This is a genomic window from Vibrio harveyi NBRC 15634 = ATCC 14126 = KCTC 12724, from assembly GCF_001591145.1.
Taxonomy (GTDB): domain Bacteria; phylum Pseudomonadota; class Gammaproteobacteria; order Enterobacterales; family Vibrionaceae; genus Vibrio; species Vibrio harveyi.
In genome coordinates, this window is sequence record NZ_BCUF01000022.1 from 26787 (window position 1) to 50787 (window position 24001).

At 45.1% G+C, this 24001-nt stretch carries 23 protein-coding genes; 9 read left to right on the plus strand and 14 right to left on the minus strand.

Annotation, left to right across the window (positions count from 1 at the left end):
* Positions 1-93 precede the first annotated feature (93 nt).
* Positions 94-975, minus strand: coding sequence for a zinc ABC transporter substrate-binding protein ZnuA (znuA, locus tag VHA02S_RS12860; protein WP_017188397.1), 882 nt, complete (start codon positions 973-975; stop codon positions 94-96).
* 78 nt (positions 976-1053) lie between these two features.
* Between znuA and znuC the strand changes: the two genes are divergently transcribed.
* Together znuC and znuB are read left to right on the plus strand one after the other, a co-directional pair.
* Positions 1054-1842, plus strand: coding sequence for a zinc ABC transporter ATP-binding protein ZnuC (gene znuC / locus VHA02S_RS12865; RefSeq protein ID WP_009698581.1), 789 nt, complete (start codon positions 1054-1056; stop codon positions 1840-1842).
* Complete coding sequence (gene znuB, locus VHA02S_RS12870) at positions 1835-2620, plus strand: zinc ABC transporter permease subunit ZnuB (RefSeq protein ID WP_005446427.1); 786 nt, start codon at positions 1835-1837, stop codon at positions 2618-2620. The genes znuC and znuB overlap by 8 nt, the downstream gene beginning before the upstream one ends.
* Positions 2621-2690: 70 nt before the next feature.
* Here the strand turns inward: znuB and sucD are convergent, their stop codons facing one another.
* From sucD to sdhC, 8 genes are all read right to left on the minus strand, one after another.
* On the minus strand, positions 2691-3563 hold the full coding sequence (sucD, locus tag VHA02S_RS12875) for a succinate--CoA ligase subunit alpha (RefSeq protein ID WP_005436989.1): 873 nt from the start codon (positions 3561-3563) through the stop codon (positions 2691-2693).
* Entirely contained in the window at positions 3563-4729 is a 1167-nt protein-coding gene (gene sucC, locus VHA02S_RS12880; RefSeq protein WP_005446426.1) for an ADP-forming succinate--CoA ligase subunit beta, read from the minus strand. The genes sucD and sucC overlap by 1 nt, the downstream gene beginning before the upstream one ends.
* Before the next feature lie 203 nt (positions 4730-4932).
* Positions 4933-6141, minus strand: a complete 1209-nt coding sequence (gene odhB, locus VHA02S_RS12885; protein ID WP_005426699.1) for a 2-oxoglutarate dehydrogenase complex dihydrolipoyllysine-residue succinyltransferase — start codon at positions 6139-6141, stop codon at positions 4933-4935.
* A gap of 28 nt (positions 6142-6169) precedes the next feature.
* Entirely contained in the window at positions 6170-8995 is a 2826-nt protein-coding gene (gene sucA, locus VHA02S_RS12890; protein ID WP_009698583.1) for a 2-oxoglutarate dehydrogenase E1 component, read from the minus strand.
* Between the two features lie 92 nt (positions 8996-9087).
* The gene (locus tag VHA02S_RS12895; protein WP_005446424.1) at positions 9088-9798 is read right to left on the minus strand and encodes a succinate dehydrogenase iron-sulfur subunit; all 711 of its coding nucleotides are present in this window, start codon (positions 9796-9798) and stop codon (positions 9088-9090) included.
* A 15-nt stretch (positions 9799-9813) separates the two neighbouring features.
* Positions 9814-11580, minus strand: coding sequence for a succinate dehydrogenase flavoprotein subunit (sdhA, locus tag VHA02S_RS12900; protein WP_009698584.1), 1767 nt, complete (start codon positions 11578-11580; stop codon positions 9814-9816).
* A complete protein-coding gene (sdhD, locus tag VHA02S_RS12905; protein WP_005446422.1) occupies positions 11581-11925 on the minus strand; it encodes a succinate dehydrogenase, hydrophobic membrane anchor protein in 345 nt (114 codons plus the stop codon).
* Positions 11919-12311 (minus strand): succinate dehydrogenase cytochrome b556 subunit, encoded by a 393-nt coding sequence (sdhC, locus tag VHA02S_RS12910; protein ID WP_005446421.1) that lies wholly within the window; start codon positions 12309-12311, stop codon positions 11919-11921. The genes sdhD and sdhC overlap by 7 nt, the downstream gene beginning before the upstream one ends.
* Before the next feature lie 395 nt (positions 12312-12706).
* Here sdhC and VHA02S_RS12915 point away from each other — a divergent pair, with 395 nt between their 5' ends.
* Positions 12707-13996 carry a citrate synthase gene (locus VHA02S_RS12915; RefSeq protein ID WP_005446419.1) on the plus strand — a complete coding sequence of 430 codons (1290 nt, stop codon included), beginning with the start codon at positions 12707-12709 and terminating at the stop codon, positions 13994-13996.
* A 313-nt stretch (positions 13997-14309) separates the two neighbouring features.
* On the opposite strand, the gene VHA02S_RS12920 is transcribed toward VHA02S_RS12915, so the two are convergent.
* Positions 14310-15068 carry a Nif3-like dinuclear metal center hexameric protein gene (locus VHA02S_RS12920; protein ID WP_005446417.1) on the minus strand — a complete coding sequence of 253 codons (759 nt, stop codon included), beginning with the start codon at positions 15066-15068 and terminating at the stop codon, positions 14310-14312.
* A 132-nt stretch (positions 15069-15200) separates the two neighbouring features.
* Here VHA02S_RS12920 and VHA02S_RS12925 point away from each other — a divergent pair, with 132 nt between their 5' ends.
* Positions 15201-15953, plus strand: coding sequence for a DUF1853 family protein (locus tag VHA02S_RS12925; RefSeq protein ID WP_038898871.1), 753 nt, complete (start codon positions 15201-15203; stop codon positions 15951-15953).
* A gap of 304 nt (positions 15954-16257) precedes the next feature.
* On the opposite strand, the gene pgm is transcribed toward VHA02S_RS12925, so the two are convergent.
* On the minus strand, positions 16258-17904 hold the full coding sequence (gene pgm, locus VHA02S_RS12935; protein ID WP_005446413.1) for a phosphoglucomutase (alpha-D-glucose-1,6-bisphosphate-dependent): 1647 nt from the start codon (positions 17902-17904) through the stop codon (positions 16258-16260).
* Positions 17905-17996: 92 nt separating this feature from the next.
* The gene (gene seqA, locus VHA02S_RS12940; RefSeq protein ID WP_005446408.1) at positions 17997-18539 is read right to left on the minus strand and encodes a replication initiation negative regulator SeqA; all 543 of its coding nucleotides are present in this window, start codon (positions 18537-18539) and stop codon (positions 17997-17999) included.
* A gap of 92 nt (positions 18540-18631) precedes the next feature.
* Between seqA and VHA02S_RS12945 the strand changes: the two genes are divergently transcribed.
* The 3 genes from VHA02S_RS12945 to fldA all read left to right on the plus strand — a co-directional run bounded on the left by VHA02S_RS12945 (position 18632) and on the right by fldA (position 20315).
* A complete protein-coding gene (locus VHA02S_RS12945) occupies positions 18632-19399 on the plus strand; it encodes an alpha/beta fold hydrolase (protein WP_009698588.1) in 768 nt (255 codons plus the stop codon).
* Positions 19400-19511: 112 nt separating this feature from the next.
* On the plus strand, positions 19512-19733 hold the full coding sequence (locus VHA02S_RS12950) for a DUF2788 domain-containing protein (protein ID WP_005446406.1): 222 nt from the start codon (positions 19512-19514) through the stop codon (positions 19731-19733).
* 48 nt (positions 19734-19781) lie between these two features.
* Positions 19782-20315 carry a flavodoxin FldA gene (fldA, locus tag VHA02S_RS12955; protein ID WP_005446405.1) on the plus strand — a complete coding sequence of 178 codons (534 nt, stop codon included), beginning with the start codon at positions 19782-19784 and terminating at the stop codon, positions 20313-20315.
* Between the two features lie 55 nt (positions 20316-20370).
* Here the strand turns inward: fldA and VHA02S_RS12960 are convergent, their stop codons facing one another.
* Positions 20371-20874 carry a DUF4442 domain-containing protein gene (locus tag VHA02S_RS12960; protein ID WP_005446404.1) on the minus strand — a complete coding sequence of 168 codons (504 nt, stop codon included), beginning with the start codon at positions 20872-20874 and terminating at the stop codon, positions 20371-20373.
* A gap of 199 nt (positions 20875-21073) precedes the next feature.
* On the opposite strand from VHA02S_RS12960, the gene fcrX reads away from it, so the two are divergent.
* Complete coding sequence (fcrX, locus tag VHA02S_RS12965; RefSeq protein WP_005446402.1) at positions 21074-21523, plus strand: ferric iron uptake transcriptional regulator FcrX; 450 nt, start codon at positions 21074-21076, stop codon at positions 21521-21523.
* Between the two features lie 72 nt (positions 21524-21595).
* A complete protein-coding gene (locus tag VHA02S_RS12970) occupies positions 21596-22183 on the plus strand; it encodes a pilus assembly FimT family protein (RefSeq protein WP_005446400.1) in 588 nt (195 codons plus the stop codon).
* A gap of 53 nt (positions 22184-22236) precedes the next feature.
* Here the strand turns inward: VHA02S_RS12970 and glnS are convergent, their stop codons facing one another.
* Positions 22237-23907: a glutamine--tRNA ligase gene (gene glnS / locus VHA02S_RS12975; protein WP_005446398.1), complete on the minus strand. Its 1671-nt coding sequence runs from the start codon at positions 23905-23907 to the stop codon at positions 22237-22239.
* Positions 23908-24001 lie beyond the last annotated feature (94 nt).

Genomic DNA, 24001 nt, shown 5'->3' on the forward strand with positions numbered 1-24001 from the left:
TGATAGAAAAGACTCACTGCGCTTAAGGTTTGTAATTCTTACTGCCAGATCACGTTAAAAACGTATTCCGTGTAGAGAAGCACAACACAATTGTTACTTTTCGCTCAAACATTGACTAAAGCTGTTGGACATTCCTTTAAGAAATTCGAAGTAACTTCCAGATTTCACCTCAACCTCACTACCCAGCGGATCAAGAACACCTGAACGAACGTCACTGCCGCGCATCACACTCTCAATAACCGCCGGAGTAAACTGAGGTTCAGAGAACACGCACGCTACATCACCGGTTCCCAACGTTTTACGGATACGAATCAGTGTTTTTGCACCAGGTTTACGGTCCGGTGAAACGGTGAAGTGACCCATTTGATTCAAACCATAACGCTCTTCAAAATACCCATAAGCATCATGGAATACGAAGTAACCTTTATCTTTGACTGGAGCAAGCTGCTGTTTAATCTCAGAATCAGTCGCGTTCAACTTTACTTCAAATTTCTTCAGGTTGTTGGCGTACGTATCGGCATGTACTGGATCAACTTCCGCTAACTTGTGTGCAATTGCATTAGCGACCTGTTGTACTGTTTCAACACCCAACCAAAAATGAGGGTCATGTGTACCATGGTCATGACCATCGTGATCATGAGAATGCTCGCTACCAAACTCTCGCAGCGACAAACCCGGAATTTGGCTTAGTGTCAGTGTGTTCCCTCTATCTGTCACCACTTTTTCAAGGAATGGTTCGAGGTCGTGCCCATACCAAATCACCAGATCCGCTGCTGCTACTTTCTGGACATCAGAAGGGCGCAACGCGTAATCATGCGGAGATGCATTGTTTTGTAGCAATACGTCCGGAGCCGTTACGCCTTCAGTAAGCTCGGTCGTGATCATTTGAATTGGTTTGATACTGGTTAACACAGTTACCGCGTGAGCAGGTAACGTTAATATTGCTGAGACAGCAAGAATAATAGCTCTTTTCATAGTTTTACTTGGGGTATGGCGTGGAAAGTGAGATAATGTTACATTATAACATTATTATTTTGCAAATGAGTTTCATTCATGTCTTCACTAGTCCGTCTTGAGCAACTGTGCGTCGAGTTTGACGAACGCAGAGTTCTCGACAATATCACTATGGAATTAGAAAAGGGCAAGATCACCACCCTAATTGGTCCCAACGGAGCGGGAAAATCGACATTAGTTAAAGTCATTCTAGGTCTCCAAAAACCGACCAGCGGTAAGTTAACGAAGCAACGTAAACTGAAAATTGGTTATGTTCCTCAGAAACTGAAACTCAACGATTCACTGCCACTCAATGTCATTCGCTTTTTGAACCTTGCTGGCAAGTATAGCAAGCAGGAATGTCTCGATGCGCTACGCCTTGTTGGAGCTGAGCATCTCATCGCAAGTAACATGCACCGTCTATCTGGCGGAGAGAACCAACGAGTATTGCTCGCACGCGCCCTACTACAACGTCCAGAATTGTTGGTATTAGATGAACCCGCTCAAGGGGTCGATGTTCAAGGTCAGATCGATCTCTATGACTTAATTGAGAGCATCCGCCACCGATTTGACTGCGGTGTGTTCATGGTGTCTCATGACTTGCACTTAGTGATGGCTAAAACTGACGATGTGATTTGCTTGCATCATCATGTGTGCTGCTCTGGCTCACCGGCAACCATCACCCAGCACCCTTCTTACATTGCGCTGTTTGGTAATGCGACTCGAGAATCTCTGGCTTTTTACCATCATGATCATGAGCATCACCACCACGATTTAGCGGGTTCACCAGTCACTGGCGATGCTACATCTTGTTCAAACCATTCTCACGGACATCATCATCATGATTGAGTTTTTATTGCCTTCAATTCTGGCTGGTATTGGTATTGCGATCATCGCAGGTCCACTTGGCTCATTCGTGGTTTGGCGAAAAATGGCTTACTTTGGCGATACCCTTGCTCACGCCTCGTTAATGGGGTTAGCGCTGGGCTTTTTACTCAATGTAAACCTATATCTTGCGCTACTAGTTTGCTGTTTAGCGTTAGCGGTCCTGCTTGTGACTCTGCAAAAACAACAGCTTGTGGCGACAGATACCTTGCTTGGTATTTTGGCGCACAGTGCGCTGTCCATTGGTTTAGTGTCCGTCAGTTTCTTAGACAACGTTCGCGTAGATCTTATGAGCTACCTATTCGGTGACTTGCTTGCGGTCTCGCCACAAGATCTGATGTTCATCTACGCTGGTGTTGTTGCTGTAAGTGCGTGTTTGTACATCTTTTGGCGCCCACTGCTCTCCAGCACAGTCAGCGAAGAGCTTGCCGCCGTGGAGGGCGTGAATACCGATCTAGTGCGTTTGGTATTAATGCTGATGGTGGGTGTGGTCATCGCAGTAGGTATGAAGTTTGTTGGCGCATTGATCATGACTTCTCTACTGATTATCCCTGCAGCCACTGCGCGTAAAGTTTCCTCATCACCAGAGCAAATGGCATTGTTTGCCTCGATTATCGGTTCGATTGCAGTGTTAATGGGGTTAAGCCTATCTTGGCACTTCGATACGCCAGCAGGTCCTTCTGTTGTCATTAGTGCAACATTCCTGTTTATGCTTAGCCAATTGATTAGACGTAAAGCCTAATGCACTGATAGAAAAAGAAAAGCCTGCGAAATCGCAGGCTTTTTTGATGCTTTTGTAATGGTTTGGTTGATTACCAACCTGTCACTTCACGTAGACCTTTGCCAATCTCTGCTAGAGATTTCACAGTCTTAACGCCAGCCGCTTCTAGTGCTGCGAATTTGTCTTCAGCAGTACCTTTGCCACCAGAGATAATCGCACCAGCGTGACCCATACGTTTACCAGGAGGAGCCGTTACACCAGCAATGTAAGAAACCACAGGCTTCGTTACGTTTTCTTTGATGTAAGCAGCAGCTTCTTCTTCCGCAGTACCACCAATTTCACCAATCATTACGATTGCTTCAGTTTCTGGGTCTTCTTGGAAAAGTTTAAGGATATCGATAAAGTTTGAACCAGGAATTGGGTCACCACCGATACCAACACACGTTGATTGACCGAAGCCTTCATCCGTTGTTTGCTTAACCGCTTCGTACGTTAGAGTACCTGAACGAGAAACGATACCTACTTTACCTTTCTTGTGAATATGACCAGGCATGATACCGATCTTACATTCATCAGGTGTGATAACACCCGGACAGTTTGGACCGATCATGCGAACGCCAGTTTCTTCTAGCTTCACTTTAACATCGATCATATCTGTTGTTGGGATGCCTTCCGTGATGGTCACGATAAGCTCAATACCCGCATCAATCGCTTCTAGGATTGCATCTTTACAGAATGGCGCTGGTACGTAGATTACTGTTGCTGTTGCGCCAGTCACTTCGACTGCTTCACGTACAGTGTTGAATACAGGAAGACCAAGGTGAGTTTGACCACCTTTACCTGGAGATACACCACCAACCATTTGTGTACCGTAAGCAATTGCCTGCTCTGAGTGGAAAGTACCTTGACCACCCGTGAAGCCCTGACAGATTACTTTAGTGTCTTTGTTAATTAGTACAGACATTATTTAGCCTCCGCAGCAGCAACAACTTTCTGAGCAGCATCTGTTAGCGACTCAGCAGCAATGATATCAACATCAGAATTAGCAAGAACTTCGCGACCTAGGTCAGCGTTAGTACCTTCAAGACGAACAACAACAGGTACCGTTACACCAACTTCTTTCACTGCACCAATGATGCCTTCTGCGATCATGTCACAACGAACGATACCGCCGAAGATGTTGACTAGAACTGCTTTCACGTTGTCATCAGATAGGATGATCTTGAACGCTTCCGCTACACGCTCTTTTGTTGCACCGCCACCTACGTCTAGGAAGTTAGCCGGCTTGCCACCGTGTAGGTTTACGATGTCCATTGTACCCATCGCCAGACCTGCACCATTAACCATACAGCCAACATTGCCGTCTAGTGCTACGTAGTTCAGTTCCCACTGAGCTGCGTGCGCTTCACGCTCATCTTCTTGTGAAGGATCGTGCATTTCACGAAGCTTAGGCTGACGGTATAACGCGTTTGAGTCGATGTTGATCTTACCGTCAAGACACAGCAGGTTGCCTTCGCCAGTAATAACCAGTGGGTTGATCTCTAGTAGCGCTAGGTCGTACTGAGAAAACATAGTGCCAAGACCCATGAAGATCTTAACGAATTGTTTGATTTGGTCACCTTCAAGACCAAGTTTGAACGCGAGCTCACGACCTTGGTAAGCCTGAGGACCTACTAGTGGATCGATTGCTGCTTTGTGGATTAGCTCCGGTGTTTCTTCCGCAACTTTTTCGATTTCCACACCACCTTCAGTTGAAGCCATGAATACGATCTTACGGCTTGCACGGTCTACAACCGCACCAAGGTAAAGTTCGTTAGCAATGTTAGATGCTTCTTCTACAAGGATTTTAGTAACAGGCTGACCATTTGCGTCTGTTTGGTAAGTAACCAAGTTCTTACCTAGCCATTTTTGTGCGAATTCTTTTACACCATCTTTTGTATCGTGTAGCTCTACGCCGCCCGCTTTACCGCGACCGCCAGCGTGAACCTGACACTTTACAACTTTCTTTTCAGTAGTGATGCGACCCGCTGCTTCAAAAGCTTCTTGTGGCGTATCACATGCGTAGCCTTCCGGTACAGGCAAACCGAATTCTGCAAACAGCTGTTTGGCTTGGTATTCATGCAAATTCATTTTGATATTCCGTTTGTTTATCCCTTAAGGGATTTATTATTTCCATAACACCACTTCATGCGGTGCGTCTGTAGGGTCTTCTCAAATCAACTGCTTATAGATTATATCGGGGGCAGTTCAAGTGAAGGCCAGACGCTGAGCCAGTCTAGCCTTGGATGCTGTAGGCGTCGAGCTATCAGGGACAACTCGACGTTTTAGCGATATTAAACGTCTAATAACAGACGCGCTGGATCTTCTAGTAGCTCTTTAATTGTTACTAGGAAACCCACTGACTCACGACCATCAATCAAACGGTGATCGTAAGATAGTGCTAGGTACATCATTGGCAAGATTTCTACTTTGCCATCAACCGCCATTGGACGCTCTTGGATCTTGTGCATACCCAAGATTGCTGATTGTGGTGGGTTAATGATTGGCGTAGACATCAATGAACCAAATACACCGCCGTTAGTGATAGTGAAGTTACCGCCCATCAACTCATCAACCGTTAGCTTGCCGTCACGACCTTTGATTGCTAGCTCTTTGATGCCTTTTTCGATGTCAGCAAAACCTAGCGTGTCACAGTCTTTTAGAACTGGCGTCACTAGACCGCGTGGCGTAGAAACCGCCATACTGATATCAAAGTAGTTGTGGTAAACGATGTCATCACCATCAATAGATGCATTCACTTCTGGGTAACGTTTTAGTGCTTCAGTTACTGCTTTCACGTAGAAAGACATGAAGCCAAGGCGAGTGCCGTGACGCTCTTCAAACTGGTCTTTGTACTGCTTACGAAGGTCCATGATTGGCTTCATGTTCACTTCGTTAAACGTAGTTAGCATTGCCGTGTTGTTTTTCGCTTCTAGAAGACGATTTGCCACTGTCTTACGTAGACGCGTCATTGGAACACGTTTTTGGCTGCGAGCTGCCGCAGGCGCTTCAACGGCTGCTGGAGCTTCTGCTTTCGGAGCTGCTTTTGCGTTTGCAAGGTGCGCTTCGATATCTTCGCGAGTAATGCGACCGCCAACACCAGAGCCTTTCACTTGGCTTGCTTCTAGACCGTGTTCAGCAAGAAGACGACGAACCGCAGGGCTTAACGCATCGTTGCTCTCTTCTGTCAGCGTTGCTTTATGACGCTTGTCAGGAGATGCTTCTTTGTCTTCTGTTGAATCTGTCGTTGGTTCGCCTGCTACGGCACCTGGCTTAAGTTTTGCAATCAACTGCTTAGAAAGTACTGTCGCACCTTCTTCTTCGATAATGGCTTCTAAAACGCCCGCTTCCGGAGCAGGTACTTCAAGCACGACTTTATCAGTTTCGATATCAACCAGAACTTCATCACGCTCGACTACGTCGCCTGGTTGTTTGTGCCATGTCGCTACGGTTGCGTCAGCAACTGATTCAGGTAAATCTGGAACCAGAATTTCAATTGTCATATCTGTTTCTTCCTTTAACTTCTAGTTCTTAATTCGAAGTTTTTGAGTTCACGTTCAGAGCGTCTTCAACCAACGCTTTTTGTTGTTTCAAGTGCACCGACATGTAGCCTACTGCTGGCGAAGCAGAAGCTGGGCGACCTGCGTATTTAAGATCTGCGCCTGCTGGAATAGCAGCACGGAAGTTGTGTTGGCTACAGTACCAAGCACCCTGGTTTTGAGGCTCTTCCTGACACCATACAAAGTCTTCAACATTCGTGTATTGCTCAATAGCGGCTTGAACTTCTTCCATCGGGAATGGGTATAGCTGCTCAATACGCACAATAGCAACATCATCTTGTTCGTTATTGCGACGCTGTTCTAGAAGGTCGAAATAAACCTTACCCGAACAGAACACAACACGTTTCACTTTGCTTGGTTCCAGATTATCGATTTCTGGAATCGCTGGCTGGAATGTACCTTCAGAAAGATCTTCCAAAGACGATGTACAAAGTGGATGACGCAGTAGCGACTTAGGTGACATAACAATCAGTGGACGACGCATTGGACGCACCACCTGACGACGGATCATGTGGTAAACCTGTGCTGGTGTAGATGGCACTACAACCTGCATGTTTTGTTCAGCACACAATTGTAGGTAACGTTCTAAACGCGCTGACGAGTGCTCAGGACCTTGACCTTCATAACCATGTGGCAACAGCATCGTCAGACCACATAGACGAGCCCATTTTTGCTCACCCGACGAAATGAACTGGTCGATCACCACTTGCGCACCGTTTGCGAAATCACCAAATTGTGCTTCCCAAATGGTCAAACCGCTTGGCTCTGCCGTTGCGTAACCGTACTCAAACGCCAGTACCGCTTCTTCTGACAATACAGAGTCAAAGACTTGGAATGGACCTTGTTTGTCATGAATATTCGCTAGCGGGATGTAAGTGCTCGCATCGTTTTGGTTATGCAAAACAGAGTGGCGATGGAAGAAAGTACCACGACCTGAGTCCTGACCAGAGATACGAATACGCTTGCCATCGTCAACTAAGGTAGCGTACGCAAGTGTCTCTGCCATACCCCAATCTAATGGCTTCTCACCACTGATCATTGCAGCACGATCGTTGTAAAGCTTGTTTACACGGCTTTGTAGCTTATGGCTATCCGGGTATTGAATTAGGCGTTGACCAAGCTCTTTCAAGCGGGTTGAATCAAATTTGTTGTCCCATTCAACATCCCAGTCGTGACCTAGATACGGAGACCAGTCAACAGAGTGAAGAGCCATTGGACGCCACTCTTTCACCACAACTTCACCTTTATCAAGCGCGTCGCGGTACTCATTCACAAGCTGAGTTGCAACTTCAATGTCTGATTCATTTTTATCGATCAATACATCAGCGTATAGCTTACGTGGTGTTGGGTGCTTTTTGATTTTCTGGTACATCAACGGTTGAGTCGCATTCGGCTCATCCGCTTCGTTGTGACCATGACGACGGTAACAAACCAAATCAATCACAACATCACGCTTAAACTCGTTGCGGTAATCCAGAGCAATACGAGTGACAAAAGCAACTGCTTCTGGGTCGTCAGCGTTAACGTGGAAAATCGGAGCCTGTACCATCTTCGCAATATCAGTACAGTACATCGTCGAGCGAGTATCACGAGGGTTCGATGTTGTAAAACCAACTTGGTTGTTCACAACGATACGTACCGTACCGCCGACACAGAAGCCACGCGCTAGAGACATGTTAAACGTCTCTGCTACCACGCCCTGACCTGCAATTGCTGAGTCACCGTGAATAGTGATTGGCAGTACGCGGCTACCATCAAAATCACCAAGGCGATCTTGACGCGCACGAACCGAACCGATAACTACTGGGTTTACAATCTCAAGGTGAGATGGGTTAAATGCTAGCGCTAAGTGGACATCGCCACCTGGCGTTGCAAAGTCTGCAGAGAAACCTTGGTGGTACTTAACGTCACCCGTACCCCATGTTTCGTCATGTTTGCCTGCAAACTCGTCAAACAAATCTTGTGGCTTCTTACCTAGAACGTTGACTAGCATGTTCAAACGTCCACGGTGAGCCATACCGATAACCACTTCACGCATGCCGCTCTTACCAGCATGACGAATCAGCTCTTTTGTCATCGGAATTAGTGCATCACCACCTTCTAGAGAGAAACGTTTAGCGCCTGGGAACTTAGCACCCAAGTAACGCTCAAGACCTTCAGCAGCAGTTAGCTCCTCAAGGAATGTACGTTTTTCAGTTTTATCGAAAGATGGCTGACCAACCACAGACTCTAAACGTTGCTGAATCCAACGCTTCTGTTCTGTGTCTGTCATGTGCATGTATTCAGCACCAATAGAACCACAGTACGTTTTCTTCAGAGCTGAGTAGATGTCTTTCAACTGCATGGTTTCTTGCCCAATAGCAAAAGAACCTACGTTGAAAGTTTCTTCGAAGTCATCTTCGGTGAGATTGTGGAATGCAGGGTCTAGCTCCGCCACAGGTGGACGTTGCCATAGACCTAGAGGATCAAGCTCAGCAGCTTCATGACCGCGGAAGCGGTATGCGTTGATAAGCTGTAGAACTTTTACTTGCTTAGCGTCGACATCTGGATCACTAACTTGGACACTGTAATGCTTTGTTTCTTGAGCGAGTCGTCGGAAGTAGTCACGGACACGCGAATGCGGCTGTTCTGCCACTTCTTCTGAGTTTTTAGGCAACTCATCAAATACGCGTTTCCACTCCTCACTTACCAGATCGGGATCACTTAGATACAGTTCGTAGAGGTCCTCTACATACGTTGCATTGGCGCCAGCCAAGTGTGAAGACTCGAGCCATGCCTTCATCACGCCGTTGTGCATATTTTCCCTTAACCAGTAGTTTTCACGTTTGCTTCGGTCTGCGCCGAGCTATTAAGAGCCGACCCATTTGGGTCGGCAATTTTTGTTGTTAATTAAATCGAACGATTCACCAGCATCGACTTGATGTGACCGATGGCTTTCGTAGGATTTAGCCCCTTAGGACAAACACTTACACAATTCATGATGCCATGGCAACGAAAAACGCTAAATGCATCATCAAGATCGGACAAACGTTCATCAGTTGCTGTATCTCGGCTATCAATTAGCCAACGGTAAGCCGCTAAGAGACCAGCAGGGCCGATAAATTTATCTGGGTTCCACCAGAATGATGGACAAGAAGTTGTACAACATGCACACATAATACATTCATACAATCCATCTAAATGCGCACGTTCATCTGGCGATTGTAAGTTCTCTCGCGATGGTGGTAGAGCACCGTCATCAATCAAGAAAGGCTTAACTTTCGCATAGTTATCGTAGAACTGTGTCATGTCAACGATAAGATCACGTACTACTGGTAGGCCAGGTAACGGTCGGATGACAATCTTGTCACCTTGAAGCGCAGATAACGGAGTAATGCACGCTAGACCGTTTTTACCATTCATATTCAGACCATCAGATCCACATACCCCTTCACGACATGAACGACGGAATGCAATGCTCGGATCTTGCTCTTTTAGTAAAATCAGCGCGTCCAGAACCATCATGTCTGAGCCTTCTTCCACTTCAAGAACGTAGTCTTTCATGTAAGGTTTTGTGTCTACATCCGGGTTGTAACGGTATAAAGAGAAGTTCAGTTTCATAGTCATATCCTCCCTTTAGTAAGTACGTACTTTCGGAGGGAAAGCTTCACGATGAGTTGGCGTCATATTCACATCACGCTTAGTCATTGCTTCAGTTTCCGGGTTGTAGATTGAGTGGCATAGCCAATTTTCATCATCACGCTCAGGGAAGTCGAAGCGAGCATGTGCGCCACGGCTTTCAGTACGGTAGTTCGCCGCTACTGCTGTAGAGAATGCAGTTTCCATCAAGTTGTCTAGCTCTAAACACTCAATACGTTGCGTGTTGAATTCAGAAGACTTGTCAGCTAGGTGTGCATCTTTTAGGCGCTCACGAATCACTTTCAACTCTTCCAGACCTGTTGCCATTGCGTCGCCTTCACGGAATACCGAGAAGCTGTTTTGCATGCAAGATTGTAGATCTTTACGAATTTGAACTGGGTCTTCACCACCAGTGCTGTTCTCCCAACGCATAGTACGCGCTAGTGAAGCTTCGATGTCAGACTCTGTTGCTGGACGAGCTTCAGCTTGTGCAGCCAGTGTTTCGCCAAGGTGTAGACCTGTTGCGCGACCGAATACCACCAAATCAAGCAGTGAGTTGCCGCCCAGACGGTTTGCACCGTGTACCGATACAGAAGCAATTTCACCACAAGCGTATAGACCTTGGACTTCGACATCATTACCGTCAGCAGTCTGTTTGATTGCTTGACCTGAAACTTGCGTTGGAACACCACCCATCATGTAGTGACAAGTTGGGATTACTGGAATTGGCTCTTTAACTGGATCAACGTGCGCGAATGTACGCGAAAGCTCACAGATACCAGGCAGACGAGACTCAAGAACATCTTTACCTAGGTGATCCAATTTCAGCTTGATGTGTGGACCCCAAGGACCGTCACAACCACGACCTTCACGGATTTCAATCATCATAGAACGAGCTACTACGTCACGACCCGCAAGGTCTTTCGCGTTTGGCGCATAACGCTCCATGAAGCGCTCGCCATCTTTATTTAGAAGGTAACCACCTTCACCACGACAACCTTCTGTAACAAGAACACCTGCACCAGCAATACCCGTTGGGTGGAACTGCCACATTTCCATGTCTTGCATTGGAACGCCTGCGCGAAGTGCCATACCAACACCATCACCAGTATTGATGTGCGCGTTAGTAGTCGACGCGTAGATACGGCCTGCACCACCTGTTGCTAGGATGGTTGCTTTCGATTTGAAGTAACAAATCTCACCCGTTTCCATACAGATAGCCGTACAACCCATGATCGCGCCGTCTTGGTTTTTCACCAAATCTAGAGCGTACCATTCAGAGAAAATGGTTGTTTTGTGTTTTACGTTTTGTTGGTAGAGCGTGTGAAGAAGTGCGTGACCAGTACGGTCTGCCGCTGCTGCTGTACGAGCCGCTTGCTCACCACCAAACTCTTTTGACTGGCCACCAAATGGACGTTGGTAGATTGTTCCGTTATCAAAGCGAGAGAATGGAAGACCCATTTTTTCTAGTTCGATAACTGACTCAGGACCATTTTTACACATGTACTCAATCGCATTTTGGTCACCGATGTAATCAGAACCTTTTACCGTATCGTACATATGCCATTGCCAATCGTCCTTGTGCGAGTTACCAAGCGCAACTGTAATACCACCCTGCGCGGATACAGTATGAGAACGAGTTGGGAAAACTTTAGATAGCAAAGCACATGATAAGCCTTGCTCCGAAATTTGTAGTGCAGCGCGCATGCCCGCACCACCAGCGCCGATTACTACGGCATCAAACTCACGAACTGGAATAGACACTTACGCACCCCACAGAATAAATAGACCAGAGAAGACATAGCCGAACAGAACGGCAATAACACCAAGTTGAAGTGCACCGCGAAGTTTCGAGCACTTAATGTAATCGGTTAAGACTTGCCATAAACCAATCCACGCGTGAATCAGAATAGAAACAAGTGCCAACATGGTGAAAACTTTGGTGAAAGTACCACCAAAGAATTGGGTCCAAGATGCGTAAGAGATATCTGAGAAAGCACAGAAGCTCACTAGATAAATCGTGTATAGCGTCATAATGATGGCTGAAGCACGAATCAATAAGAAATCGTGAACACCATTACGACCAAATGAAGAAACGTGTTTTACCATACCAAGATCCCCGCCAGTAGTGATAACACTGCAGTTGCACCAAATGCGACTTTAGCGCTCATCGCGCCTGAATCGAGTTCTTCGAAATGACCTAGGTCCATCAATAAGTGACGAACACCACCAGCAATGTGGTAGGCAAGTGCAGTTAGAATGCCCCATAGAATGAATTTCACGAAGAAGCTATCGACAATGTCAGCGGCTTCCATAAAACCCATCGGGGACGACAGAGAAATGGACAGTAACCAAAGTAATATACCCACCGCAACAAACGTAATCACACCAGATACACGGTGTAGGATTGACGCGATTGCTGTGATGGGAAAGCGGATGGTCTGTAAATCTAAATTAACAGGTCTTGACTTTCTTTCTTTCACGGGCTTGCTCACTCAGCTCCATTGAGCATTTATTGTTATAACCAATTTCAGCTTCCAAACGTACAAAAGTTAACATTTGACTAACAAATACTCGCAATAAGCTCGGAGATAATTGTAAACACTTTGTTAACAACCGGAGTCCACAAACAAACCTCACTTTTGTTTCTAGCCCCGAATTTATAAGGATTTAACTAAAATTTTCTGTGCCAATATACGGCTAGCAACATTCTAATACAATTGATGTAACAAATTATGCTACATAGAACAGATTTTTAACGATTTTCATGAGAAAAATCATAACAAGTGCACACAAAAATGGAGAAAAATTGACTTTAAGCTTTAACAACAGTACAAAAATGGCACATAAACATCCTGGACGGATTAAATAATAAACAAAGGAGATTGTTATGGCGGATAAGAAAGCTACCCTTCATGTTGAAGGTCATGCGCCGATCGAACTGCCAATTATGGACGGTACGCTAGGTACACCTGTGATTGATGTTCGTAAACTGGGAGCCAATGGTTACTTTACTTTTGACCCAGGTTTTCTTGCCACTGCATCTTGTGAATCGTCAATCACGTACATCGACGGCGGCAAAGGTATTCTTTTGCACCGCGGTTACCCAATTGACCAATTAGCCAATAACGCAGATTACTTGGAAGTATGTTACATCCTGCTTTATGGCGAAGCCCCTACCCGTGAGCAATACGAGCAATTCAAAACAACGGTTACTCGCCATACAATGGTGCACGAGCAAATCGCAAGCTTCTTCCATGGCTTCCGTCGCGACGCTCACCCAATGGCAGTAATGTGTGGTGTAGTTGGTGCACTAGCGGCCTTCTACCACGATTCACTAGATATCAACAACGACGAACACCGTGAAATTGCGGCGTACCGTCTGCTATCGAAAATGCCAACATTGGCGGCGATGTGTTACAAGTACTCAATCGGTCAGCCATTTATCTACCCTCGTAACGACCTAAGCTACGCAGAAAACTTCTTACACATGATGTACGCAAACCCATGTGAAGAATACGAAGTAAACCCTGTTGTTGCTCGTGCGATGGATAAAATCTTTACGCTTCACGCAGATCACGAACAAAACGCATCAACATCGACCGTTCGTCTATCTGGTTCTTCTGGAGCGAACCCATTCGCATGTATTGCCGCAGGTATTGCTTCTCTATGGGGTCCTGCACACGGTGGTGCAAACGAAGCATGTCTGAAGATGCTTGAAGAGATCGGCAGTGTAGAGAACATTCCTGAGTACGTTGAGCGTGCAAAAGACAAAGATGACCCGTTCCGTCTAATGGGCTTTGGTCACCGCGTTTACAAAAACTACGATCCACGCGCTACAGTTATGCGCGAAACATGTCACGAAGTTCTAAAAGAGCTAAACATTAAAGATCCACTACTAGACGTAGCAATGGAGCTTGAGCGTATTGCACTTTCTGACGAATACTTCGTGTCTAAGAAGCTTTACCCGAACGTAGACTTCTACTCAGGTATCATTCTAAAAGCGATCGGCATTCCTGTATCGATGTTTACGGTAATCTTCGCGATTTCTCGTACTATCGGTTGGATCGCTCACTGGAACGAAATGCACAGTGACCCACTAAACCGAATCGGTCGTCCTCGTCAGCTATACACAGGTGAAACTCAGCGTGAGTTCTCTCCACTGCACGAGCGTGAATAACCGTTAGAATCGATAATCGGATAAGAGTTGGGGTTGACGTGAAAGCGTCAACCCTTTCTTTATTTGAAGAGATGAGAACATGCAGCGTTCTATGAAATGCGTCGCATCGAGAGACTATTTCTCTACGCTCTTACAGCTATTACACAAGAAATTCCTGACGTTGCTCCTACCTCACAATCGGAGATGACGTCGTGAAGACTTCAGAGTTTTCGTCTTCTTTATGAGCGAGGCACAAGTGAGTTGGGGATCTGCTCTTTCTCTCTGTTTAGAAAGCAGAGCGTCCCCGTATCACGAAGGATGAAGTCCGTCCCGTCTATACTGGATTATCAATATCGATAAACGTGACATCTAACCCGTGCTCTTGCGCCAACCATTCACCCAACGCCTTAATACCGTAACGTTCTGTAGCATGGTGACCCGCAGAGAAATAATGAATGTCTAACTCACGAGCAGTGTAAGTTGTTCGTTCTGAGATCTCACCCGAAATAAACGCATCTAATCCGTGCTGAGCGGCAAGCTCAATAAAATCTTGACCACCGCCAGTACACCAACCGACGGTCTCAATCATTTTGTCTGCATTTTCAGGTGCGATATGCAAAGGTTCACGGTTTAGGACTTGATTAATTTTGTTCGCAAACTCAGCACCTGTCATCGCTTGTTTTAAACGACCAAACATCGCCACGGACTGAGGGTGACCTTCTAACCCACCTTCAACCGAGATATTCAACAAACGAGCAAGCTCAGCGTTATTGCCGAGTTCTGGGTGAATATCTAACGGTAAGTGGTAGCCGTAAAGGTTGATGTCGTTTTTAATCAAACTACGAATGCGCTTACCTTTCATACCACGAATAGGCTCTGGTTCACCTTTCCAAAAGTACCCATGATGCACAAGCAGAGCATCAGCTTCCAACTCGATGGCTTTATTGATCAAGGCTTGTGAAGCAGTGACACCAGTTACGATACGTTTGATTTCTGATTTACCTTCTACTTGCATTCCATTTGGCGCGTAGTCTTTGATAAGTTGCGGCGACAATTTCTCGTTGAGGATCTTTTCCAACTGTAAATTATTCATTATTACTTCCAATACTTGTGGCTTGAGCAAAGTGTATATCGAACCGCAACCCAGATGCCAGTTGTGACATCCCCAACTCAAACAAATTTAGATACAATAGAAAGGCTTTACCCGTGACAACAAGGATAATGGATGAATTCACTACAACGTTTCCAACAATGGATTGCTAACACCCCTCCACTTTTCAAACTTAAGTCCCCTTTTGTCACTGTCAAAGATATTCAGACGCAGGCTCTGCCAGACAATGAAAAATATGATGGAAACCCTCGCCTTGGTTTTCTGTATCAGTACCTTTGCACCAAGTTGCTAACCTGTTCGCCTCGTTATGAACTGGTTGCTGAAGAGATTCAATTAAATGACGCCACAGGGCGAACCATTGGTGCTGTCGATCTGATCTTAAAAGACGTAGAAAGTAATCAACATGAGCATTGGGAAGTCGCAATTAAATTCTACTTACTTCATCAAGGCGTTTGGTATGGACCGAATGCTCACGACCAACTGCACGAAAAGCTCGAACGCATGCTCAACCACCAGCTAAAAATGAGCCAAAGGGAAGAGTTTCGTCAGCAACTACCGTTAAACAATGAACCGAGTGAACATTTACTGATGCAGGGACGTCTGTACGTAAACCCTTTTTCAAAAGAGTCTATCCCTACAACCTGTTTAGGTTATGAATTAGACCTTACACAAATATCTGGTTTCTGGTGTTATCAAAGCCAATGGGAACAAATTAAACAGCCACTTTACGCACTTCCTAAACCGCTCTGGGCAACTGGTAATGAGGAATTCTTGGATCCAATCGACAAACCATCTGATAGGTTTGTTCACGCGCAGACAAAGGACGGTCAGTTTTGGTTTGTTGTACCGGATACGTGGCCCAATTAAAAACGAAAGACATTTTATTTTGTCTTTTTAGGGGCAAGTTCTTTCAACGAGCTAATCTCGACATTTCCGGTTATAAGAAAGATTCTCGACCACAACCTTTCGCCGCTTTCGAGAATGACGCTGCCGAGGTCCAGTATATCCAGTTCATCACCTTCACAAGGGAGAAACGAACGAGTTGGGCTCCCTTTCTTTTTGCTCGCCTCTCCAAGCGAGGCTCCTTCGAATCTTGAAGCGAAGCATTACCTCTTCACAAACAAAAAAGGGTCGACACAAAGTCGACCCTTTCAAACAATAATCGCTTAAGTTACAAACCAGCGGCTGCAAATACTTGATTAACGATTTCTTGTGCTTCAGCTTCGATTTGTTTTAGGTGCTCTTCACCTTTGAAGCTTTCACAGTAAATTTTGTAGATGTCTTCAGTGCCTGATGGACGAGCTGCGAACCAACCATTAGCGGTCGTGACTTTAAGACCACCAATTGCAGCGCCGTTACCAGGAGCGTGCGTTAGACGAGCAGTGATTGCATCGCCTGCTAGTGTTTCAGCCGCTACCATTTCAGGTGAAAGCTTCTTCAGTACGTCTTTTTGCGGACCATTCGCTACAGCTTGAATACGGTTGTACTTAGACTCACCATGCTTCGCAGCTAGCTCCTCATAGTAATCTTGCGGGTTCTTACCCGTTACCGCAGTGATCTCTGCCGCTAGAAGACATAACAAGATGCCATCTTTGTCTGTTGACCAAGGCGTACCATCTTTACGAAGGAAAGACGCACCAGCACTTTCTTCACCGCCGAAGCCGAACTTACCAGTGTATAGACCATCAACAAACCATTTGAAACCGACTGGTACTTCGCACAGTTCACGACCTAAATCAGCCACAACACGGTCAATAAGAGCACTTGATACTAGCGTTTTACCAACAGCAACATCTTTGCCCCACGCATCGCGATGACGGTATAGGTAGTCAATACAAACCGCTAAGAAGTGGTTCGGGTTCATCAAACCTTTTGGCGTAACGATACCGTGACGGTCGTAGTCAGGGTCATTACCAAAAGCTAAATCATATTCATCTTTCAATGCCAATAGACCAGCCATTGCGTAAGGAGAAGAACAATCCATACGTACAACGCCATCTTTATCGAGAGACATGAATTGGAAAGAAGGATCAATCGCTTCACTTACTAGCGTTAGGTCTAGGTTGTACACCTGACCAATTTGACGCCAGTAATCAATACCGCTACCACCCAATGGATCAACACCAATTTTCAAGTTTGCTTTTTGGATTGCTTCCATATCGATAACATTAACTAGGTCATCGATGTACGGTTTCACCAAGTCCATCTCTACAAACAGATCCGATGCTTTTGCTTCTGCTAGAGGTAAGCGTTTAACACCTTGTAGACCTTCGGCAATTAGCGCATTTGCACGATCTTCGATCGCTTGAGTCAGTTCAGCTTCTGCAGGACCACCGTGAGTCGGATTGTATTTGATACCGCCGTCTTGTGGTGGGTTGTGAGATGGTGTGATCACGATGCCATCTGCCTTATCATCGTGCTTGATGTTGTAAGTCAGGATCGCATGAGAAATACCCGGCGTTGGTGTGTAGCCGTTGTCTTGCTGCACAATCACTTGTACACCGTTTGCAATCAATACTTCAACCACACTTGAAAAAGCAGGCTCAGAAAGCGCGTGAGTGTCTTTACCCACAAACAATGGACCCGTTGTGCCTTGTTCTGCACGAACTTCCGCTACCGCTTGAGCAATCGCTAAGATGTGGTTTTCGTTAAAAGTGTGTTTGTCTGCAGTACCGCGATGACCAGAAGTACCAAATTGAACTTTATGTTCTGCATTAGTTGCATCTGGCTGAAGTAAGAAGTAATTAGCAACGAGTGCTGGGATATTGTGAAGATCTTCCTGCTGCGCTTTTTGCCCAGCACGAGGGTGCATAGCCATGTTTGACATCCTTTCTTTAAATACAAATAAAATCAAAAAAGCCTCATAATATCCGCTACACGCTACACATTATGAGGCTTCTATCAGGTTTCTTAGATTGAACCTGTTACTTTCTCTATTAAGTCAGGCTGGAATTCCATGTGCGTCATCACCTGCTCCACCATTTGTCGTTTACGACTGGTGTTGTTGTTAGTGATTACCCAAAATGGCGTACCAGGAATTGCTTTAGGTTTGGTAGTGTTACCATTTGCTAGTAGAGTCTCTTCGTTATCAGCAAAGTAAACACGTTTGCGTCCCTTCACTTTTGTCGCTTGGGAGAAACTCTCTGGATTTAGTTTGTGTAAGGTTGATAGTACCAACATGAAGCGATCAATCGCTTTCTTAAGACCAGCAAACTCATCAGAGATAAGTAGAGAACGCATCTCTTTTACGGTATCTACTGATTCTGCTTTACCTGCATCTTTACTTACTACAATCCCTTGTGGCTTTTCTACTACAGGTGCAACGACTGCTTCCTGCAACTGACCATCAAGGTTCAAAAGGCGTCGTAAAATATCCGAGGCGCTTTCACCGATATGCTTGGTTTGACCTGCAATGTAACGGTATAGATCCTCATCAACCTCAATTGTTTTCATTCGCTTTTCACATTCTCAATGTTTAAACTCTGGGGGATTATAACGAGATCCTCGCGGATACTCCACGTTAAACCCATCACGAATAAGATAAAATGTCAGCATTACTCAACTATAAGCAGGAAGGGCAAGGCCAAACGGTTGTTTTGATTCATGGATTATTTGGCAGTTTCAGTAATCTAGGTTTACTGGCTCGCGATCTCGTTCAAGATCACTCAGTGATCAGCATTGATCTCCGAAATCATGGTCTTTCTTTCCATTCAGATACACACAATTACGAAGTGATGGCACAAGATGTTGCTGATTTACTTCACCATTTAAACATCGAGCCAGCGTTAGTTATTGGTCACTCAATGGGTGGCAAAGTAGCGATGAAACTCGCAGATGTCGCACCTGAATTCGTCAAACAGCTGATTGTATTAGACATGGCTCCTGTGGCTTATCAAACCAACCGTCATGACAATGTATTTAATGGCTTGCGAGCAGTAATCGAGGAACAACCAGCCAATCGACAACAAACTATGGATATTCTCGCTCAACACATCGAGATGGATGGAGTCAGACAATTCTTGTCAAAGTCCCTATATAAAAACGGGAACAAAATGGATTGGCGTTTTAACGTCACGGGCTTACTGAACAACTACGACAACATCATCGGTTGGAACGACATCGCACCCACCGACATTCCAACTCTATTTGTTAAAGGCGGCGATTCCGACTACTTGATGCCAGAGCACCAGCCTGCAGTTAAGCGTCAGTTTAACAATGCAAAAGCGCACATTATTGCTAACACAGGACACTGGTTACATGCAGAAAAACCAGCAGAAGTTATGCGGGTGATCAGGAAATATATTTCCAGTTAACAAATTCGGAAAACAACGCCAGATTATTGAAATAACCCTTCTTGTTGTGCATTAACTTTACGGTTTAACAGTGGTATAGTGCGCCCAAGAATTTTTGGCATGAAGGACGACAATGCTATACGACTATATGGACATGCTCGAGTCGATCGGGCTCGATCTTCTTTTTGCTGCTATCTTCTTTTTCATCGGGATGGCAATAAAAGATGTACTAAAACAAGGTAACGTACCTGTTTTCGGTCGTCGTATTGTGTGGTTGGTTCTTTTCCTTGGCTGCGCTGGCTTCATTGCGAAAGGTCTGATTCAGCTCAGTTGGGAAGGCACAGGGCTCGGTTAAGCTCTCTATCCCATAGCCAGTAACAAACAATGTAAAGGTATAGACTCTATGGCAAGTGTAGGTATCTTCTTCGGTAGCGACACAGGTAATACTGAAGCCGTTGCAAAGATGATTCAAAAGCAACTAGGTAAACAACTAGTTCACGTTCAAGACATCGCAAAAAGCAGCAAAGAAGACATTGATAACTTTGATCTTCTGCTTCTAGGTATTCCGACTTGGTACTACGGCGAAGCACAATGTGACTGGGATGACTTCTTCCCTGAACTTGAGCAAATCGACTTCTCGACAAAGCTAGTTGCTATCTTCGGTTGTGGTGACCAAGAAGATTACGCAGAGTACTTCTGTGATGCAATGGGTACAGTACGTGATATCGTTGAAGCGAAAGGTGGTACTATTCTGGGTCACACTTCAACTGAAGGTTACGAGTTCGAAGCATCTAAAGCACTTGTAGAAGGTGATGATAGCCAGTTTGTAGGTCTATGTATCGATGAAGACCGTCAACCAGAACTTACTGATGAACGTGTTGAAAACTGGGTTAAGCAAATCTACGAAGAGATGTGCCTAGCTGAGCTTGAAGGCTAATTAAAAGCATTCATTAAAAAGACCTCCACTCTGGAGGTCTTTTTGTATGTGGTAATCAAGATACCTCAGTAGCAATTTCTTCTTCGCGGAATTGTGGTTTCTTGCGTACATACAATTTGCGCTGAACTTCAGAGACCACATTGCCTTCCTTATCTTTGACGTGGGTAATAAACTCAGGGAAACATTTTTCTCCATTGCGCGTCATCTGATAGATGTCGTCCAGCATTCCTTCCGTCACCTCAAATTCAGCAAACAAATCACTTTGTCCTGGCTTGATAAAGTTGATGCTCGCCTCTTTGTCCCATACATAATATTCTTCACGTAGAATACCCATGAGCATCAGCGAGTAGATAGGATCCGTCAGGGAAAAAATGCTCCCTCCATATTGAGTGCGATTGGCGTTTTTATTCCACCATCTCAACTTCAAACGTACTTTAACCGTTCGAAAGTCTTCAGAAATATGTAAGATTTTAATACCCGCCCCCCAAAATGGCGGCCAAATATTGAGCGCAAATTTCACAATTCCCGGTTTATATATCTTAGCAAGTCGCTTATTCATAACTTTCCATGTCTTTGCGATTCTGATGTTATCAATTTGTAACTGGTCTGATCTGTAATATAATCGACCTGTTTCTAATTTACAAAAAGAATCTATTAACCCTTTGAAGTTCGTGGTTTAATGTTTCGAACGCTTCGCCTATAATGGTAGGAATATTGAATTCTGTTAAATCGCTGCAGATGATCCAACGGGAAAGTATATGTCAGACAATAATCAGGCGCTGAAGGATGCGGGCTTAAAAGTAACCCTTCCGAGGCTAAAAATTCTAGAAGTACTTCAGCAGCCAGACTGCCAGCACATCAGTGCTGAAGATTTGTACAAAAAGCTGATTGATCTCGGTGAAGAGATTGGTCTTGCAACCGTTTATCGTGTACTCAACCAATTCGATGATGCTGGTATTGTAACTCGTCACCACTTTGAGGGCGGCAAATCAGTTTTTGAATTATCAACGCAACACCACCACGACCACCTTGTTTGTCTGGATTGTGGTGAAGTTATTGAATTTTCTGACGATGTTATTGAGCAACGTCAAAAAGAAATCGCCGCTAAGTACAACGTGACGTTGACTAACCACAGCTTATACCTATACGGCAAATGCAGCGACGGTTCTTGCAAAGATAATCCAGACGCACACAAACCTGTAAAATAAGAAGTATTTCTTTTTATTGATAAACATAGTAAAACGTCAGCTAAGGCTGACGTTTTTTTATGGAGAAGAGCAATGAAGAGAAGGAACCCTCAAGGCTTTACCCTACTAGAACTTATCATTGCGATCGTCATTCTCGGCATCCTAGCTGTTGTTGCAGCTCCCCGTTTTTTAAACCTCCAAGACGATGCGTATCAAGCAAAAATGGAATCCATCGCTGACCAATTCGAAACAGGCGTGCGATTTACCCAAAGCCAATGGTTAGTCAATGGTGGAACACAGGAAGCTCAAACAGATATCGATGGATATGGTGGTGGCGAACTGGATGTAAATGAGTTTGGCTTTCCGCTTGGCACTAACAAGGGCAACAGAAATGGCGTGATTGGCAACCCGTATAACATAGGACAAGGGAATGCTGGTTGTATTGCCGTGTGGCAAGCTTTACTCGGCAACGAATACTCTCTATCAAATAATCGTAACGCGAACGATAGGTTTGATTTTATTACCCGACGAGTCCAAGACAAAGAATCCCACCAATCTGTTTGTTATTATACCTTTACTAAAAAAGGTTACGATCGCAATCCTGATAACTCTAGCTTCGTCATATGGTATGACTCAAAAACAGGCAGCGTCACGACATCAAAACCAACTAGATTGGAATAACAAACAAAAATGCCAGCAATGATGCTGGCATTTTTATTAGCGAAGGATTGAGATTATTGGTTCTCGATTTTCGCCCAAGTATCACGTAGACCAACCGTACGGTTGAATACTAGGTTCTCTGCTGAAGAGTCTTTTGAATCTGCACAGAAGTAACCCATACGCTCAAACTGATAACCTGTTTCCGCTTCTGCGTTTACTAGGCTTGGCTCAACAAAACCGTTTAGAACCACTAGTGATTCTGGGTTGATTGTCGCAGCAAAGTCATCCGCAGCCGCTGGGTTTGGTACTGTGAACAAACGATCGTACATGCGGATTTCTGCAGGCAATGCTTTGTCTGCTGATACCCAGTGAATTACGCCTTTCACTTTACGGCCATCTGCAGGGTTCTTACCTAGCGTTTCAGCATCGTAAGTACAGAAGATTGTCGTGATGTTACCTTCTGCGTCTTTTTCGATGCGTTCAGCCTTGATCACGTATGCGCCACGTAGACGAACTTCTTTACCTAGAACAAGACGCTTGTATTTCTTGTTTGCTTCTTCACGGAAGTCTTCGCGCTCGATCCAAACTTCACGAGTGAATGGCACTTCACGCTCACCCATCTCAGGTTTGTTTGGATGGTTAGCAACAGTCAGCGTCTCTACCGCGCCTGCTTCGAAGTTCTCGATAACGATCTTAACTGGATCTAGAACAGCCATCGCACGTGGTGCGTTTTCGTTTAGATCGTCACGAATACAAGATTCTAGTGAACCGAACTCAATCATGTTCTCTTGCTTCGTTACGCCGATGCGCTTACAGAATTCACGAATAGATGCTGATGTGAAGCCACGACGACGCAAACCAGACACTGTAGGCATACGTGGGTCGTCCCAACCATCAACCAATTTCTCAGTCACTAGTTGGTTTAGCTTACGCTTAGACATCACTGTGTATTCAAGGTTTAGGCGGCTGAATTCGTACTGGTGTGGACGACAATCAATCGTGATGTTGTCTAAAACCCAGTCGTACAGACGACGGTTATCCATGAACTCTAGAGTACAAATAGAGTGCGTAATGCCCTCTAGCGCATCAGAGATACAGTGAGTGAAGTCGTACATTGGGTAAATGCACCACTTATCACCAGTCTGGTGGTGAGTCGCAAAACGTACACGGTAGATAACTGGATCACGCATTACCATGAATGAAGAACCCATATCGATCTTCGCACGTAAACACGCTTTACCTTCTTCGAACTCACCTGCACGCATTTTTTCAAATAGCGCTAGGTTTTCTTCGATTGGACGATCACGGTATGGGCTTGGTTTACCCGGAGCCGTTAGCGTACCGCGGTATTCACGAATCTGCTCAGGACTTAGCTCATCAACGTACGCTAAGCCTTTATTAATCAATTCAATTGCATATTCGTAAAGCTTGTCGAAGTAGTTTGATGAGTAACATACTTCACCATCCCACTCGAAGCCCAACCAGTTTACATCTTTCTTGATAGACTCAACGTATTCGATGTCTTCTTTTTCAGGGTTTGTATCGTCGAAACGTAAGTTACATTGGCCCTGGTAGTCCTGAGCAATACCGAAGTTCAAACAGATAGACTTAGCATGACCGATATGCAGGTAGCCATTTGGCTCCGGCGGGAATCGAGTATGCACGCTAGTGTGTTTACCATCCGCTAGATCTTTATCAATGATCTGGCGAATAAAGTTTGATGGACGAGCATCAGCTTCACTCATCTATAGCACCTCAAAAATATTAGTATTGTCAGAGAAAACAGTACTCCGTAGCCTTACTCGGTTTACAGAGTGCATTGTTCCTAATGATCCACAA

Excerpts from the sequence above, each read along its gene's own strand:
- znuA (WP_017188397.1), bottom strand. The coding sequence starts at position 975 with ATGAAAAGAGCTATTATTCTTGCTGTCTCAGCAATATTAACGTTACCT.
- znuC (WP_009698581.1), top strand. The coding sequence starts at position 1,054 with ATGTCTTCACTAGTCCGTCTTGAGCAACTGTGCGTCGAGTTTGACGAA.
- znuB (WP_005446427.1), top strand. The coding sequence starts at position 1,835 with ATGATTGAGTTTTTATTGCCTTCAATTCTGGCTGGTATTGGTATTGCG.
- sucD (WP_005436989.1), bottom strand. The coding sequence starts at position 3,563 with ATGTCTGTACTAATTAACAAAGACACTAAAGTAATCTGTCAGGGCTTC.
- sucC (WP_005446426.1), bottom strand. The coding sequence starts at position 4,729 with ATGAATTTGCATGAATACCAAGCCAAACAGCTGTTTGCAGAATTCGGT.
- odhB (WP_005426699.1), bottom strand. The coding sequence starts at position 6,141 with ATGACAATTGAAATTCTGGTTCCAGATTTACCTGAATCAGTTGCTGAC.
- sucA (WP_009698583.1), bottom strand. The coding sequence starts at position 8,995 with ATGCACAACGGCGTGATGAAGGCATGGCTCGAGTCTTCACACTTGGCT.
- VHA02S_RS12895 (WP_005446424.1), bottom strand. The coding sequence starts at position 9,798 with ATGAAACTGAACTTCTCTTTATACCGTTACAACCCGGATGTAGACACA.
- sdhD (WP_005446422.1), bottom strand. The coding sequence starts at position 11,925 with ATGGTAAAACACGTTTCTTCATTTGGTCGTAATGGTGTTCACGATTTC.
- VHA02S_RS12915 (WP_005446419.1), top strand. The coding sequence starts at position 12,707 with ATGGCGGATAAGAAAGCTACCCTTCATGTTGAAGGTCATGCGCCGATC.
- VHA02S_RS12920 (WP_005446417.1), bottom strand. The coding sequence starts at position 15,068 with ATGAATAATTTACAGTTGGAAAAGATCCTCAACGAGAAATTGTCGCCG.
- VHA02S_RS12925 (WP_038898871.1), top strand. The coding sequence starts at position 15,201 with ATGAATTCACTACAACGTTTCCAACAATGGATTGCTAACACCCCTCCA.
- pgm (WP_005446413.1), bottom strand. The coding sequence starts at position 17,904 with ATGGCTATGCACCCTCGTGCTGGGCAAAAAGCGCAGCAGGAAGATCTT.
- seqA (WP_005446408.1), bottom strand. The coding sequence starts at position 18,539 with ATGAAAACAATTGAGGTTGATGAGGATCTATACCGTTACATTGCAGGT.
- VHA02S_RS12945 (WP_009698588.1), top strand. The coding sequence starts at position 18,632 with ATGTCAGCATTACTCAACTATAAGCAGGAAGGGCAAGGCCAAACGGTT.
- VHA02S_RS12950 (WP_005446406.1), top strand. The coding sequence starts at position 19,512 with ATGCTATACGACTATATGGACATGCTCGAGTCGATCGGGCTCGATCTT.
- fldA (WP_005446405.1), top strand. The coding sequence starts at position 19,782 with ATGGCAAGTGTAGGTATCTTCTTCGGTAGCGACACAGGTAATACTGAA.
- VHA02S_RS12960 (WP_005446404.1), bottom strand. The coding sequence starts at position 20,874 with ATGAATAAGCGACTTGCTAAGATATATAAACCGGGAATTGTGAAATTT.
- fcrX (WP_005446402.1), top strand. The coding sequence starts at position 21,074 with ATGTCAGACAATAATCAGGCGCTGAAGGATGCGGGCTTAAAAGTAACC.
- VHA02S_RS12970 (WP_005446400.1), top strand. The coding sequence starts at position 21,596 with ATGAAGAGAAGGAACCCTCAAGGCTTTACCCTACTAGAACTTATCATT.
- glnS (WP_005446398.1), bottom strand. The coding sequence starts at position 23,907 with ATGAGTGAAGCTGATGCTCGTCCATCAAACTTTATTCGCCAGATCATT.